The 15372-nt window shown below is 49.5% G+C and carries 12 protein-coding genes; all 12 read left to right on the plus strand.

All coding sequences use genetic code 11. From position 1 onward, the window contains the following. Window positions 1-227 precede the first annotated feature (227 nt). A complete protein-coding gene (locus Q366_RS20315) occupies window positions 228-884 on the plus strand; it encodes a hypothetical protein (RefSeq protein ID WP_051957996.1) in 657 nt (218 codons plus the stop codon). Then, entirely contained in the window at window positions 881-1420 is a 540-nt protein-coding gene (locus tag Q366_RS11080) for a DUF2764 family protein (RefSeq protein WP_035238870.1), read from the plus strand. Before Q366_RS20315 ends, Q366_RS11080 begins: the two co-directional genes overlap by 4 nt. Further along, entirely contained in the window at window positions 1389-3308 is a 1920-nt protein-coding gene (locus Q366_RS11085; protein ID WP_245619936.1) for a V-type ATP synthase subunit A, read from the plus strand. Before Q366_RS11080 ends, Q366_RS11085 begins: the two co-directional genes overlap by 32 nt. Beyond that, window positions 3289-4590, plus strand: coding sequence for a V-type ATP synthase subunit B (locus Q366_RS11090; RefSeq protein WP_035238871.1), 1302 nt, complete (start codon window positions 3289-3291; stop codon window positions 4588-4590). Before Q366_RS11085 ends, Q366_RS11090 begins: the two co-directional genes overlap by 20 nt. After that, window positions 4587-5189 carry a V-type ATP synthase subunit D gene (locus tag Q366_RS11095; protein ID WP_035238872.1) on the plus strand — a complete coding sequence of 201 codons (603 nt, stop codon included), beginning with the start codon at window positions 4587-4589 and terminating at the stop codon, window positions 5187-5189. The genes Q366_RS11090 and Q366_RS11095 overlap by 4 nt, the downstream gene beginning before the upstream one ends. Further along, a complete protein-coding gene (locus Q366_RS11100) occupies window positions 5186-7009 on the plus strand; it encodes a V-type ATP synthase subunit I (RefSeq protein WP_035238873.1) in 1824 nt (607 codons plus the stop codon). The genes Q366_RS11095 and Q366_RS11100 overlap by 4 nt, the downstream gene beginning before the upstream one ends. Before the next feature lie 20 nt (window positions 7010-7029). Beyond that, window positions 7030-7473 (plus strand): ATP synthase subunit K, encoded by a 444-nt coding sequence (locus tag Q366_RS11105; RefSeq protein ID WP_035238874.1) that lies wholly within the window; start codon window positions 7030-7032, stop codon window positions 7471-7473. 82 nt (window positions 7474-7555) lie between these two features. Continuing rightward, entirely contained in the window at window positions 7556-8674 is a 1119-nt protein-coding gene (locus tag Q366_RS11110; protein ID WP_169742956.1) for an efflux RND transporter periplasmic adaptor subunit, read from the plus strand. Further along, entirely contained in the window at window positions 8671-11820 is a 3150-nt protein-coding gene (locus Q366_RS21975) for an efflux RND transporter permease subunit (RefSeq protein WP_035238876.1), read from the plus strand. Before Q366_RS11110 ends, Q366_RS21975 begins: the two co-directional genes overlap by 4 nt. An 89-nt stretch (window positions 11821-11909) precedes the next feature. Then, complete coding sequence (locus Q366_RS11120) at window positions 11910-13436, plus strand: efflux transporter outer membrane subunit (RefSeq protein ID WP_084691798.1); 1527 nt, start codon at window positions 11910-11912, stop codon at window positions 13434-13436. A 95-nt stretch (window positions 13437-13531) separates the two neighbouring features. After that, complete coding sequence (locus tag Q366_RS11125) at window positions 13532-14362, plus strand: putative molybdenum carrier protein (RefSeq protein WP_035238930.1); 831 nt, start codon at window positions 13532-13534, stop codon at window positions 14360-14362. Next, on the plus strand, window positions 14359-15336 hold the full coding sequence (locus Q366_RS11130; RefSeq protein ID WP_035238877.1) for a rhomboid family intramembrane serine protease: 978 nt from the start codon (window positions 14359-14361) through the stop codon (window positions 15334-15336). Before Q366_RS11125 ends, Q366_RS11130 begins: the two co-directional genes overlap by 4 nt. Window positions 15337-15372 lie beyond the last annotated feature (36 nt).

Genomic DNA, 15372 nt, shown 5'->3' on the forward strand with positions numbered 1-15372 from the left:
TAACAGTATTGACCTGCTAAAATCAACTTGTTGTAAAAATAACAACCTGGCCCAGTTCGCCCAGCCAGATGGTAAAAGTGATGATCAAGCCTGGGAATATTACTTGAGCCATTGTATCAACACACTTAAATCAGAAGGCGTATTACCATGGCATAAAATTTGTATTATTTTAGTCAAAATATGGATAATCAGACAGATTATAGATTCAGACGGGAATAATTTAAAAGATGAAAGAACAGACAGAGGTTAACCTTGATTCCCTCATAAAAAGGCTTCAGGCGGAGGGCATCAAGAGAGCCGAAGCCTTGGCCGAAGGAATCATCAGCAAGGCGGAAGAGCGCGCTTCTCTTATCCTGAAACAAGCCGAACAGGAGGCAGAAGGGATGATGGAGACGGCAAAGGATGAAATAGCCCGGACAGAAAGCACGTTCCGGAAAAACCTTGAGCAGGCGGCGCGTGACGTCATGATCGGTGTGAAGAGATCAATAATGGATACGTTTTACGCCCTCCTGCAACAGGAATGTAAAGTAATCCTGTCCGAAACCACCACGTTTGAGACGCTGTTTCTGGCAATTGTTGACGGGTTGAATAAAGGAAAAGAGGATGCCGGGGAATTTGAGATATGGGTCAGCAATGAAGACAGGGATGCCATATTTTCATTTTTACTTACCGCATTCAAGGATAAGATGAAAACAGGCATTGACGTAAAGGCAAAGCCGGATATTGGGGCAGGATTTAAAATCGGGGTAAAGGATGAACATATCTATTATGATCTCACCGATGAAGGCATTGCCGCTCTCATCTCAGCGTATATTACCCCCGGGCTTGAAACCCTGCTTGCGGATGTCGGAATGAAAAAAAAGAAGCCCGGAGATCACAAATGAGGCGTGCCTATTATTATACCCTTGCCTCTTTGCCATCTCTCTTTTTTGCTTCCCCGCTGCCGTTAACCATAAAGGATTTTTTTTCACAGTGCCGGTTTGAACTTACTTCCTCAGATTTTACCATTCTTCAATCTGCACAACTTTGTCCCAGTGATGATGCGCCGCTGCCTTTTCTAAAAAAATGGTATAACCGGGAGCGGCAGATACGTAATGAACTTGTCCGGCTCAGGGCCCGGAAACTGGGCTGGGATGCCGGCAGATACTTGCGTAAAGGGGAGGATGGGCAAACTGCTGTGAAATTTGCCCGGGATATCTTTTCAATGGATTCACCGGATGGTGCGGAAATGCGCCTGGACCAGGCAAGATGGAACTATCTGAGCGAAATGGAATCAAATCATTATTTTGATCTTGAAAAACTGATCAGTTACGCGTTGAAGCTGAAAATAAATGAAAAGATATTAGGTCTTGATCCCCAAAAAGGATGGGAGAAACAGGAAGCGATCCTTGCCTGTTTACCCGGCCACATTAACCTGTAACTTCTGGGTGACCATGAAACGTACCGGCAACATATACGGCATAAACAAGAATCTGATCACCGTCGAGTTTGAGGACAATGTCCTGCAGAACGAGATCGGCTATGCGCGGATAGGTGAAAGCCACATCCGGCTCAAGGCGGAAATCATCAGAATAAAAGGAAACAGGGCCGATCTTCAGGTCTTTGAAGAGACCCGGGGACTGCGTCAGGGGGATCTTGTGGAATTTACGGGAAGCCTTTTGTCGGCAGAACTTGGGCCCGGCCTTTTGGGGCAGTTTTTTGACGGCATGCAAAATCCCCTGGAAAAGCTTGCCGACAAATACGGTGAATTTCTTGAAAGGGGGGAATATTTGCCCCCCCTTGACGAGGACCGGTTGTGGCCATTTACGCCTGTTGTAAAAAAAGGGGCAACAGTACAGGCCGGAGATACGCTTGGAACCGTTCCCGAGGGCATCATCACCCATAAAATCATGGTGCCGTTTTATCTGAAGGGGCGATATGAAATTACAACTGTCTCTGCCCCCATGGCCTATCATATCAAAGATACCATAGCGGTTTTAAAGGATCAGAAAGGAGATTCCCACCCCATTACCATGAGGTTTCAATGGCCCGTCAAAAAGGCTGTGGAGATCTATGAAGAGCGCCTGGAACCGCGTGAACCTTTAATCACCCAGATTCGTATCATAGACACCCTTTTTCCGGTTGCCAAAGGAGGGACCTATTGTACGCCGGGTCCTTTTGGGGCGGGAAAAACCGTTCTGCAGCAGATAACAAGCCGGAACGCCCAAGCCGATATTGTGATCATAGCCGCTTGTGGTGAACGGGCCGGTGAAATCGTGGAAACCATCAATGAGTTTCCGAAACTTATTGATCCCAGGACAGGGAGATCCCTCCTGGAAAGAACGATAATTGTGGGCAATACCAGCTCCATGCCGGTGGCCGCCCGTGAATCCTCAATTTACACGGCTGTAACCATGGCAGAGTATTACAGGCAGATGGGATATGATGTGATCCTGCTTGCAGATTCCACATCCCGGTGGGCCCAGGCCATGCGGGAAAGATCCGGCCGGCTTGAAGAGATACCGGGAGAAGAGGCTTTTCCAGCCTATCTTGAATCAATTGTGGCAAATTTTTATGAACGTGCAGGCAGGGTGCGCATGAAGGACGGCAGTATCGGTTCCATCACCATCGGCGGCACGGTAAGCCCTGCTGGCGGCAATTTTGATGAACCTGTGACCCAGGCGACATTGAAGGCTGTGGGGGCCTTTCACGCCCTGTCCAGGGAGAGGTCGGATGCCCGCAGATATCCGGCCATAGATCCCCTGGAAAGCTGGAGCAAATATACCGGTGTGATCGAAAAGGATGCCGGCACAAAGATGATCAGACTGTTGAACCGGGCATATGAAGTCTCACAAATGATGAAAGTGGTGGGAGAAGAAGGCACTCCCATGGATGACTTTGTACTTTACTTAAAGGGGGAATTCTTTGACAGCGTCTATCTGCAGCAGAATGCCTTTGACCCCATTGACGGTGCAACATCACGGGAACGGCAATTGAACTGCTTTGGCATGATGGAACACATCATAAACACCCGGGTGACATTTAAGAATAAGGACGAAGCCAGATCGGTCTTCAGCAGACTTCGCTCCCTTTTCATAGAGTACAATGCCTCTCAATGGGAAAGTGATGAGATGAAAACCCATGCCTCCCAAATTACAAATTACCTGAATGAATACTGCCGGGAAAACAGAGCGGACGGATTCATGCTCCATGACAAACCCTTTATGGAAAATCACCTGGATTCCACATTTGTACGGGCCAAAAATTTTAAGAACTTAAATGACGGAATCCCTGTGCATAGGGAGGAAGATGCTGAAAGTATACAATAAAATCATTCAGATATCAGGCAATGTCATTGTCCTGAATGCCCGGAATATCACATACGGAGAGCTGGCAGTCATCTCTTCAAGGGAGCAGTCATCCCTTGCTGAAGTGATACGGATTGATGGAGACCGGATATATCTTCAGGTATTTGCCGGCAGCAGCGGCATCTCCACCAATGATGAGGTCCGTTTCACAGGTGCGCCCATGAGAACCTCTTTTTCTGAGAATCTTCTTGGGAGGGTTTTTAACGGCATCGGGAAACCAAGGGACAACGGTCCTGATCTCAGGGAAAATCCGGTGGACATCGGCGGCCCCACGGTAAATCCGTCAAAGCGGATTGTGCCCTCCAGGATGATACATACCGGGATCCCCATGATTGATCTCTTTAATTCCCTGGTGGAGTCCCAGAAGATTTCAATTTTCACCACCTCGGGAGAGCCCTACAACGAACTGCTGGTAAGGATCGCCATGCAGGCGGAGGTTGACATCATTGTCCTTGGCGGCATGGGACTGCGATTTGACGACTATCTGTTTTTCAGACACACCCTTGCCGAACAGGGAGCGCTGAACAGGTCTGTTCTTTATGTGCATACAGCAGCAGATCCCACGGTTGAATGTCTCACGGTGCCGGACCTGTGCCTTGCGGTGTCAGAACGGTTCGCTCTTGGGGGCAAAAGAGTTCTGGTCCTGTTGACGGATATGAAAAACTTCTGTGACTCCCTCAAGGAGATCGCCATTATCATGGAGCAGGTGCCCTCCAACAGGGGATATCCCGGAGATCTTTACAGCCAGCTGGCATGCCGGTACGAAAAGGCAGTGGATTTCAAAGATGCCGGTTCCGTGACCATCCTTTCGGTAACCACCATGCCTGGAAATGATGTCACCCATCCTGTGCCCGATAATACCGGGTACATCACCGAAGGGCAATATTACCTGAACAACGGCCGCATAGAACCCTTTGGCTCTTTGAGCCGGTTAAAACAGCTTGTCAACAAAAATACCCGGGAAGACCATAGAGCCCTGATGGACAATATGGTGCAGCTCTATGCAGATTACCAGGAGACACTGGAAAAACGTTCCATGGGATTTCGCATGTCATCATGGGATGAAAAGCTTTTAAAATACGGCACTGCCTTTGAAGCTCAATTAATGGATCTCTCTGTGAATATTCATCTGTTTGAGGCCCTTGACAGGGGGTGGCAGATTCTGGCCGATTGTTTTGCGCCCAATGAAACAGGCCTTAAAAACGAACTGGTTACCCGGTTCTGGCCTGGGGTTAAAAAATGAAAAAAGTTAAACTGACAAAACCTGAGCTGAAAAAGCAAAAGGACAGCCTGAAACGATTTCAGAGATATCTGCCCACCTTGCAGATAAAAAAACAGCTTCTGCAGCTTGAGATGGGAAGGATATTAAGGGATATCAAAGAGATAAATGGGGAAATCGCCAGGATAAAAGAGAGTATAAACCCTTGGGCCGGTTATCTTGCCCAAGGGATAGATCTTTCTCAATTATTGGTTATTGACGGGATTGAGACAAAAAAGGTCAATGTCACAGGTGTGGATATTCCCGTGTTTGTGGCGGCACACATACATATTGAAGAATATGATCTTTTTGAATATCCCCTGTGGGTGGACAAGGCACTGGAAATATTGCAGGCGCTTGTGATCCTGACTGCCCGGCGTATCATCCTTGAGGCCCAGTTTCGTCTGCTTTCAGTGGAACTTCAAATCACCTCCCAGCGCGTAAATCTTTTTGAAAAGGTGAAAATTCCGGAAGCTGAAAACGCCATAAAAAAAATATCCATCCACATGGCAGAGCAGATGGCAACCGCCGTGGGCTGGGCGCGCATCGCAAGAAAGAAAATTCAGGCACAGGAACGCAAATGATCGAACCGATGAAAAAAGTAACTCTGCTGGCCGGTGCTTCGTGGGAAGATGAAATCCTGAATGCCCTGAGAGAAACAGGGATTTTTCACATCCGGCTACCAGAAAATGCCGGCGCCCCTGATGTGACTATAAAAAAGGACGTGACTGTAGAAAACAGGCTGGGGAATAATATGTTGCTGATTCAGGAGGCCCTTGGTCTCATCCCCCAGGCAGTGAAAGCCAAACCCTGTAAAGGAGATGAAGACGGAATCGTCCTGGCCCGGGAGTTATGCAGTAAAACCAAAGAGGCATTCTCCCTGGAAGCACAGATTCAGGAGCTGGAAAAGGCGTATGAGGACCAAAAGATATGGGGACAGTTTGATCCCCATGACATTGAGCAGTTGAAAGATCACTCAATTTTCATCCGTCTTTTTAAGGCCCGTAAAAAAGAGCTGGGGCAGCTTCCCGCTGATATTGCACGTGTGGTTATCCATACCCGGGGTGCAATGGCATACTTTGCGGTTGTGACCTGTCATGAGCCGCTCTGCCCCATTCCTTTCCATGAAATCAGTATGCCAGAGCAGAGCCTTTCCCATTTAGCGCGGATGCTTGAACAAAAAAGAGAAGCACTTGAAACCATCCAAAAAAGAATTTTGGAACTTTATGGTGCGGCCCCATATATGGCCCGTTCCCTGAACGAATGTAAAGCGCTTTTAGCCTATGAGAATGCGCGGAATGCCATGGTCAGAAGAGGAGACATTATATATCTGCAAGGGTATTGTCCCACCTGCTTTACCGGGAAGCTGAAAGAACGTGCAGACATCGAAAAATGGGGTATTGTGATTGAAAATCCAGGACCGGAAGAAACAGTTCCATCCCTGGTCCGGTATTCAAAACTGACCCATCTTTTCAGGCCGGTCATGGCATTCATAGGGGTCCTGCCCGGATACCGGGAATATGATGCCAATGGGCCTTTCCTGTTTTTTTTCACCCTGTTTTTCGCGATGATCATAGGTGACGCAGGGTATGGGGTCATGATACTGGCTGCCACGTTTTTCCATGCAAAACGATCTGCTGCGCCTCACAAGGATCTCATTCCCCTTTTGTATCTGCTCTCTTTATCCACCATGGTCTGGGGCGCGTTGACCGGCAGCTGGTTCGGAGTGGAAGCCTTAAGAAATTTCCCTTTATTTAAAGCCATGATTATTCCTTCCATGGACACGTTCTCCGACACAAGCCAGCCTTTCATCATACATCTGTGCTTTCTCATTGGCGCGGTCCAGCTCTCCTTTGCCCATTGCCGGCGCATTCTCAATACCTTTCCCCATATCAGATTTCTGGCGGAAACAGGCTGGTTCTTTTTAATATGGGCAATTTATTTCATTGTCCGTGTTCTTGTGCTCAATCAGCCTTTTTCTCCATTGGGGTATTATTGTCTTATTGCAGCGCTCTGCCTTATCATCTGTTTCGGGCAGCAGAAAGAGGATGGTTTTTTCAAAGGGCTGGCAAGGAGTGTTGTCCGGCTGCCCCTGGATATCATTACCTGGATAGGCAACCTTTCCGATCTTGTCTCCTATGTGCGGCTCTTTGCCGTGGGTATGTCCACAAAAGAGGTGGCTGTGGCTTTTAACAACATGGCTTTCAATATCGGTTTTGACACGCTGCCGGCGATGTTTTCGGCGGTTCTCGTACTTCTGGGCGGCCATTCGGTGAATCTTCTTCTGGGTGCCATGGCCATCCTGGTGCATGGCATCCGGTTGAATGTACTGGAATTTTCAAAACATTTGAATATTGAATGGTCAGGGGTACCCTATGACCCTTTCCGGGAACCGGAACCATAAAAATTAAAAGGAAAATATACATGGAATTTCTGAACAGTCTTGGTGACACCGGTTTTGTTCTTGTTCTTTTTGCTGCTGCCGTTGGCTCGGCATTTGGCACGATGGCCGCGGGTATGGGAGCACTTGGTGCATGGAAAAAATGTTATCTGCAGAATAAAACAGCGCCGTTTATTCTGGTGACCTTTGTGGGAGCGCCCCTGTCCCAGACAATTTACGGTATGATTTTAATGAATGCTTTAATAGCGGCGCCTGCCACTGTGTCCGGCGTTGTAAAGCTCTTTGTGGGGCTGGCCGGTGGGATTGCAATGGGCCTTTCGGCCTGGTTACAGGGCAGGGCCGGCGCCATGGCTTCAGATGCATTGGCTGAAACGGAAAAAGGGTTTGGTAATTATATGATGGTGCTTGGCATTATTGAAACCGTTGCCCTCTTTGTCATGGTTTTCCTGATGACCGGTTTGAAATAGTTGTCGTCAAGGAATATGTATGTATCCAGAAAAAAGAACAAAAAATCATTACGTTCATGAAATGTTTTCTGTGAGGCATTTTATGGCACTTTTCCTTATCACAGCATTTGTTTTCATATTGGCCGCATGCAAAAACGGTGACGTCTTCGACGAAAATCCCAGAAGAGTCGTCAGACCGGTTAAAATGATGACGATTCCATCAGGTACCGATCTGCCCATATTCAGATTTCCCGGAAAAGTGCGGGCTTCACAGCGGGTGGACATGGCCTTTCAGGTACCGGGGCTGCTGATCGAATTACCTGTCAAGGAGGGACAGGAAGTGAAAAAGGGAGAGCTGCTGGCATGCATTGATCCCACGGATTTTCAGACCCGCCTGCGGCAGGCAAAGGGACAGCTGGCCAAGGCAAAGGCGGCAAACGATCGCGCCAGGAGTGAATACGATCGTATTTTGAGAATAAAGAATGAAGATCCCGGTGCAACAAGCCAGAATATGGTTGACAGAAAACGCGAGGCCATTGAAAGTGCAAAGGCGGAACTTAATACAGTTAGAGCGGGCGTGGACGAGGCAGAAAACCAGTTGCGTTACACCTATCTGCGTGCCCCTTTTTCCGGCATGATAGCCAAACGCTATGTAAATAATTTCCAGGAGGTTCAGGCCAAACAACCCATTTTGAAACTTCAGGATGTTACCCATCTTGAAATTCTCGTTGATCTGCCGGAAACCATTGTGGCAACCGCCAGGGCAGACTCGGCAACGGCATTTGCCGAGTTTGCCGCAGCCCCGGGAAAACAATACGACCTGACACTCAAAGAAGTGGCCAAGGAAGCCGACCCCTATACCCAGACCTACCGTGTTGTGATGACCCTGCCGGCACCCGGAGAAATCAACATTCTGCCGGGAATGACGGCCAGGGTGGTGGGGCGTGCGTCACTGGGGGAAACAGATGGACATCAATGCGTTATCCCGGCCATAGCTGTTTTTGCCGATGAGACCGGAAACTCCCATGTCTGGGTGGTGGACCCCGGCACCATGAGCGTCAGTAAACGGAAAATCACCACAGGGAATTTTGCCGGAACCCATGACATCCAGATCCTGAACGGGCTCAATCCCGGTGAAAAAATTGCCGTCAGCGGAATTGTCCAGCTTCGGGAAGGCATGCTGGTTCGTGAGCTCAGAGCGCTGGAGAACCATAACCGATGAATATAGCAGAATTCAGCATCCAAAAGAGCGTTATCACCTGGTTTGTGACGATTCTGCTGGTTGTTATTGGCGCAATTGCCTTTACCCAGCTCTCCCGCCTGGAGGACCCCGAATTCACCATCAAGGAAGCCCTTGTCACCACGCCGTATCCCGGAGCCTCGGCCGCTGAAGTGGAAGAGGAGGTCAGCAACGTGATCGAAAAGGCGGTCCAGGAACTGGGACAGGTGGACTGGGTCGAATCCTGCTCTTCCAGGGGGTATTCCCAGATAAAACTCACCATTCGTGACAAATTTGACAAAACAGCACTGCCCCAGGTGTGGGACGAATTGCGGCGCAAGGTGAACGACTATCAGGGCCAGCTCCCCCCCGGGGCCGGTCCATCCATTGTAAACGACGATTTCGGTGATGTGTTCGGCGTATACCTGGCCATTTCAGGAGAGGAGTATACCCACAAAGAGATCTATGAATATGCCAAATTCCTGCAACGTGAGCTGCTTCATGCCCAGGACGTCAAAAAAATCGTTCTCTACGGTGTTCAGACGGAAGTGATCTATGTGGAAATGCGGCGGGAGAAAATGGCAGAACTGGGGATTTCCCAGCAGAACATTTACGATACCCTTGCGGCCAAAAACCTGCCGGCCGCTTCGGGGAATTTAACCCTGGGCAAAGAGTACATTGCGGTTAACCCCACCGGAGAATTCAAGTCGGAAAAAGAATTCGGGGATCTCCTTGTGAAGGGAACCGGACCAAACGCCCAAAGGATGGTGTACCTGCGTGATGTGGCAAATATCAAGCGCGGTTACAGTGATCCGCCGGATCCCCTTTTGCGCTATGATCGCAAACCGGCCATCGGCCTGGCCATCTCCACGGTTCAGGGCGGCAACGTCATCACAATGAGCGAAGCACTGGAAAAACGGTTCAGGGAGCTGGCCGCAATGGCCCCTCTGGGGATGACAATAAACGTCATTTATCTTCAAAACGAAGCCGTCCACACGGCGATCAACGGCTTTAAGATTAATTTAATCGAGGCCGTGGGCATCGTCATCCTTGTTCTGTTGATCTTCATGGGAATCAGGAGCGGTCTGATCATCGGCATGATCCTTTGTGTCACCATTATGGGAACCTTCCTGTTCATGAAGGTGGGAGGCATTACCCTTGAGAGGGTCTCTCTGGGAGCGCTGGTCATTGCCCTGGGAATGCTCGTGGATAATGCCATTGTTGTGGCGGATGGCATGCGAGTCAAAATGAACCAGGGAACTGACGCACTCACGGCCGCCCGGGAGGTGGTGGGCCAGGTGGGAACGCCCCTTCTTTTTGCAACGTTTATTACCATATGTGCTTTTGCCGCCATCGGCACTTCCCAGGACAATACCGGTGAATACTGCCGCACCCTGTTCAGCGTTATTCTGATCTCCCTGACACTGAGCTGGATGACAGCCATCACCAGCACCCCGCTGTTATGCAAAACCTTTTATAAAACAGCCCCCGGCGGCGGGGACGGCAACGGCAGTGCAGACCCTTATGCCGGTAAATTTTACCGGGTGTATCGAAAGTTGCTGTCAACCAGCATCCGGTTCAGGTGGATCACCGTGGGCATTGCCGTGGCGCTGTTCATACTTGCCGCTGTGGGATTCGGGTATATAAAAACCTGCTTTTTCCCCGATTCAACCAGCCCCCAGTACTACATTGACTTCTGGTTTCCGGAAGGGACCCACATCAATGAAACTTCCGGGCAAATGGTGCAGGCTGAAACATATTTCATGAAACGGGAAGAGGTGGAACACGTCACCACATTCATTGGCGGAGGTCAAATACGATTTTTGCTGACCTATACGCCCGAGGCCCTCTATGACAGCTATGCCCAGATTCTCATTAAAGTGGATGATTACAGAAAAATTCCCGCCATGATGAGAGCGGATCAGGACGCGCTGGAAAAGATGTTCCCCCAGGCCACGATCAATACCCGGCCCTTTGCGCTGGGGCCGTCCACCGGCGGTAAAATCCAGATTCGCATCAAGGGCCCGGACCCGGAAGTGCTGCGAAAACTCGGAAGAAAAGCCGAGGATATCATACTGGCGGATCCCCTGTCCAAAGGTGTCCGGAACGAATGGCGAACCATGGTCAAGGTGCTGCGGCCGCAAATGGCGGAGGCCCAGGCCCGCCGTGCCGGCATTGGCAGGCCGGATCTGGCCCAGGCCATTGAGGCGGCGGTGGAAGGAACGCAGGCGGGAATTTATCGCGAAAAAGATGAATTGCTCCCCATTATTGCCCGAACTCCTGAATCCGAACGAAGGGATATGGATAACCTGGGCAGCATCCAGGTCTGGAGCCCGGTGGCCCGGCAAATGATTCCACTGGGCCAGCTGATCACCGGGTTCAAGGTCGAGTTTGAAAATCCGCATATCTGGCGGCGGGACCGGACCAAGATGTTACGGATACATGCGGACCCTCTCGAAGGACTGCCCAGCGAGCTTCTGTCCCGGGTGAAGCCCAGGATTGAAAAGGCATTGGGTGTGGATATAGAACAGAAACTGGGCAGATCCGTCAAACCGGAAAAGTGGGACGTCTCAACCATTCCGGTGCTGAATCAGGATATGATTCCATTGAAAAACATGCCAGGGTATACCATTGCCTGGGGCGGGGAGGCCGAAGACTCTGTGGCGGCAATGAACGGCATTAATGAATCCATGCCGGTTTTCTTCGGCCTGATGGTTCTACTGGTGATTTTGCTTTTTAATTCCATCAAGAAGACCCTGATCATCTGGCTCACCGTGCCCATGGCAATCATCGGTGTCACGGCAGGACTGCTGCTGTTTGATCTGCCCATGGGATTCATGGCGATTCTGGGGACCATGAGCCTTTCCGGCATGCTGGTCAAAAACGCCATTGTCCTGATTGATCAGATTGATCTGGAGATGGCAAGCGGCAAGGCGCCTTTTCAGGCCATTGTGGATTCGGGTGTCAACCGCCTGATCCCCGTTTCCATGACGGCACTCACCACTATTCTCGGGATGATTCCCCTGCTTCAGGATGCCTTTTTCGTCAGCATGGCCGTGACCATTATATTCGGGCTGGGGTTTGCCACCGTATTGGCCCTGGTTCTGGTGCCGGTTCTCTATGCCATCTTTTTCGGGGTAAAAGAATGATAATAATGCGCACAAATTCCGTTATTGAAAAAATAAGGGTAAATATAATACCACAATGGGGAATTCTTTTCTGTTTGGCTGCCTGTGTGATGACTTTTTACGGTTGTATCACGGTTGGCCCAGATTATATCAAGCCCTCCGTGCCGCCACTGACCCAGTGGCTTGAAAAAGACGACAGCAGACTTCAAAGCAAAGCCGCCGATGACAACAGTCAATGGTGGAAAAACTTTAATGATCCCGTACTGGATCTTCTCATTGAAAAAGCATATCAACAGAACCTGTCACTTAGAATGGCGGGTATTCGAATCATGGAATCCCGTGCCCGGCTGCATATTGCCCTGGGGAACCGGTTTCCCCAGAAACAGCAGGTCACGGGCGGTTATACCTACGCCAATGCAAGTGAAAACAGTGCAAATACCATGGGGATCGACCTGTCATACGGAGAAGTGAATCTGGGGTTTGATGCCGCCTGGGAGCTGGATTTCTGGGGGAAATTCCGTCGGGCCGTGGAATCCGATGTTGCCGCCCTCAAGGCCTCCGTCGCCGGTTATGATGATGTTTTGGTAACCCTTACGGCTGAGGTGGCCCGGGTCTATGTTCAGATTCGCACCTTTGAGCAACGCATGGCCATTGCACGGGAAAATGTAACCACGCAGGAACGGTCCCTCAACATCGCCACCGTCCGGTTCAATGCCGGAGAGGTGACCGAGCTGGATGTGATGCAGGCCAGAACTCTTCTTAAAAATACCCAGGCCTTGATTCCCCGTCTGGAATCTAATTTACGAAGATCCAAAAACGCATTGTGCATCCTGCTGGGCACACTACCGGATGATCTGCTGGATCTGCTGGGAAACACGGCATCATCAATCCCTGCCGCACCCGCAACCGTCGCAGTGGGTATACCGGCGGATCTGCTTCGCAGACGTCCTGATATCAGGCATGCGGAACTCCAGGTGGCAGCCCAGAGCGCCTTGGTCGGCATTGAAAAGGCAGATCTGTATCCCCATTTTTCCTTGTTCGGTTCTATTGGACTGAGTTCAACCAACGGAGAGAATACCAATGCCGGAGGCTTTAAAGGCAGTCACCTGGATGATCTTTTCCATGCAGACAGTATCCAGTTTTTTGTCGGGCCGACCCTTAGCTGGGATATTCTGAATTATGGTCGGATAAAGAATCGGGTCCGGGTTCAGGATGCGCGACTCCAGCAGCAGATCGTCAACTATCAGCATACGGTTCTGTCTGCTGTCCGGGAGACAGAAGATGCGCTGGTCAGTTTTTTCAAATCACAGGAAGCGGAAACACTGATGGCCGAAAGTGTCAGAGCGGCCAAGCGATCCGTGGAGATTTCCCAGACACAGTATCGTGAAGGTATTGAGGGGTATCAACGGGTTCTTGACACATTGAGATTTCAGTCTGAGCAGGAGGATTCTCTCAGTAATATCAAGGGATCCGTTGCCCTCAATCTCATTGCAATATACAAGGCGCTGGGCGGTGGCTGGGAAATTCGCAAAGGCCGGGAGTTCATTCCCGAAAAAACAAAAGAGGTGATGCGGTATAGAACAAACTGGGGGGAGCTGCTGGACATCGGAAATGCCGGCAAATCCAATTCTGAATAGGGATATTGCAGACGGTATTCTGCAATGCGATTTTCACCATTGTAAAGCATAAAGACTGATTGACGTGGTTTGGGTTTAATTATATTAATGATGCCATGAGTCTTTTGAATAAAATTGTGTCAGGCGGACAAACAGGCGCAGATCGTGCTGCCTTGGATTTCGCCATAAAATTCAATATTCCCCATGGCGGATGGATTACCAAAGGCCGGAGAACGGAATCCGGACCATTGCCCGATTTTTACAATTTAAAGGAGATGGATACCAGGGATTATCCTGCCCGGACCCGGCAAAACATACTTGATTCCGACGGCACGGTGATTATTGCCAGGGGGCCCTTAACAGGCGGCTCATCCCTGACCTATGCGCTTGCACGGAAAACAGGCAAATGGATCTGCAGAATAAATCTGCTGGAACAGGATATTTTTGAGGCGGCATTGATCCTTCACGCCTTTATCCTGGACCAAGGCATCCGTGTCCTTAATGTGGCCGGCCCAAGGGCCGGCCATGACCCTGATATCTATTACGATGTTAAAACCATTCTGTCAGCCGCATTGTATCTGAATTTCCTTGAGACTGAAGAAGATTCATGGCAGGCGGACCAGATGATTGATCCGGGTTTTGATTTTCCAAAATCATGCACCAGTATAAAACAGGCCATAGATGCCCTTGAACAAAACCTGACGCTTAGGGGAAAGATCCTGATCGCCAGGAGTCAAGCGCATCAGATGGCCGGCATCTACTTTACCCTTCTTGAATATGTGCAGTTATCTCTTAAACTGGATAAAAAAAATTCAACCATGTTCAAATTTCTTTCCAAAGGAAGGACCCTTAAAGAATACACGCCTGAAGATGCGGTTATGGAACTTTTAAAAAAACTTAAAGCCAGATTGTCCAAAAAATTTCAGCTCAGGGTGGTGTCTTCATGATTCCATTAAGAGACGAACAGGAAACAACAGCCTCTGCAGTGGCAACCTATACCATTATTTTTATCACCAGTCTGGTTTTCGTCTGGCAGATGATTATGGGAACAGATGATCAGGCCGTTGCCTACACATTCGGCTTTGTCCCTGCAAAATACACCATGGCGCAGATGGCGGCTTATTTTTCCTGGCTGAATAAACTGTCCTCACCGTTTACCTATATGTTTCTGCACGGCGGTTTCTGGCATTTGATCGGAAATATGTGGTTTCTGTTTATTTTCGGTGACAACATTGAACAGGAGTTAGGACCGTTTCGGTTCACTGTTTTTTATCTGGTTTGTGGGCTCCTTGCCGCGTTTTTCCATTTTTTGCTCAATCCGTCATCTGCTGTACCGACCATTGGTGCAAGCGGCGCCATTGCAGGGGTAATGGGAGCCTATTTTCTTCTTCATCCGGGAAATAAAATCCTCACCCTGATCCCTGTGCTTATTTTCCCTTTGTTCGTCAGGATCCCTGCGTTTATTTTTCTGGGGATGTGGTTCTTTATTCAATTTATTAACGCCACAGGGCAGGGTGCCGGTGCCGGCATTGCCTGGTGGGCCCACATTGGCGGTTTTCTTTCGGGCATGGCCCTTATTGGCGTGAACACTAAACTGCCCAAGACCGGATTCAGGGAAAGGATTGACAGATACACCCGCAAAAAATGCAGCCCAAGGCTTCAGGTCATCACCCCCGGGGAAGGCCCGTCAGGCGGATTTGACCTTTACGGCACCATTGCACTGACGTCCCTTGAAGCGCTGACAGGGACTAAAAAACTTGTCACCATCCCCTGGGGGTTTAGAAAATCCGTTTACCGGGTGGTGGTACCTGCAGGTACCCGGCATGGATCCATGCTGCGGCTTAAGGGGATGGGAAAATCCTTACCAGGTATGGCCCCAGGTGATCTTTTGCTGCGCGTAGACATTAAAAATGTCATTTAAAACCGTTTTAAAAATTTTATTTTGGATATGCTTGTT

The organism is Desulfobacter vibrioformis DSM 8776 (genome assembly GCF_000745975.1).
GTDB lineage: Bacteria > Desulfobacterota > Desulfobacteria > Desulfobacterales > Desulfobacteraceae > Desulfobacter > Desulfobacter vibrioformis.

Coding starts and splice junctions, on each gene's coding strand:
- Q366_RS20315 (WP_051957996.1), top strand. CDS start 228: ATGAAAGAACAGACAGAGGTTAACCTTGATTCCCTCATAAAAAGGCTT.
- Q366_RS11080 (WP_035238870.1), top strand. CDS start 881: ATGAGGCGTGCCTATTATTATACCCTTGCCTCTTTGCCATCTCTCTTT.
- Q366_RS11090 (WP_035238871.1), top strand. CDS start 3,289: ATGCTGAAAGTATACAATAAAATCATTCAGATATCAGGCAATGTCATT.
- Q366_RS11095 (WP_035238872.1), top strand. CDS start 4,587: ATGAAAAAAGTTAAACTGACAAAACCTGAGCTGAAAAAGCAAAAGGAC.
- Q366_RS11100 (WP_035238873.1), top strand. CDS start 5,186: ATGATCGAACCGATGAAAAAAGTAACTCTGCTGGCCGGTGCTTCGTGG.
- Q366_RS11105 (WP_035238874.1), top strand. CDS start 7,030: ATGGAATTTCTGAACAGTCTTGGTGACACCGGTTTTGTTCTTGTTCTT.
- Q366_RS11110 (WP_169742956.1), top strand. CDS start 7,556: ATGGCACTTTTCCTTATCACAGCATTTGTTTTCATATTGGCCGCATGC.
- Q366_RS21975 (WP_035238876.1), top strand. CDS start 8,671: ATGAATATAGCAGAATTCAGCATCCAAAAGAGCGTTATCACCTGGTTT.
- Q366_RS11120 (WP_084691798.1), top strand. CDS start 11,910: ATGACTTTTTACGGTTGTATCACGGTTGGCCCAGATTATATCAAGCCC.
- Q366_RS11125 (WP_035238930.1), top strand. CDS start 13,532: ATGAGTCTTTTGAATAAAATTGTGTCAGGCGGACAAACAGGCGCAGAT.
- Q366_RS11130 (WP_035238877.1), top strand. CDS start 14,359: ATGATTCCATTAAGAGACGAACAGGAAACAACAGCCTCTGCAGTGGCA.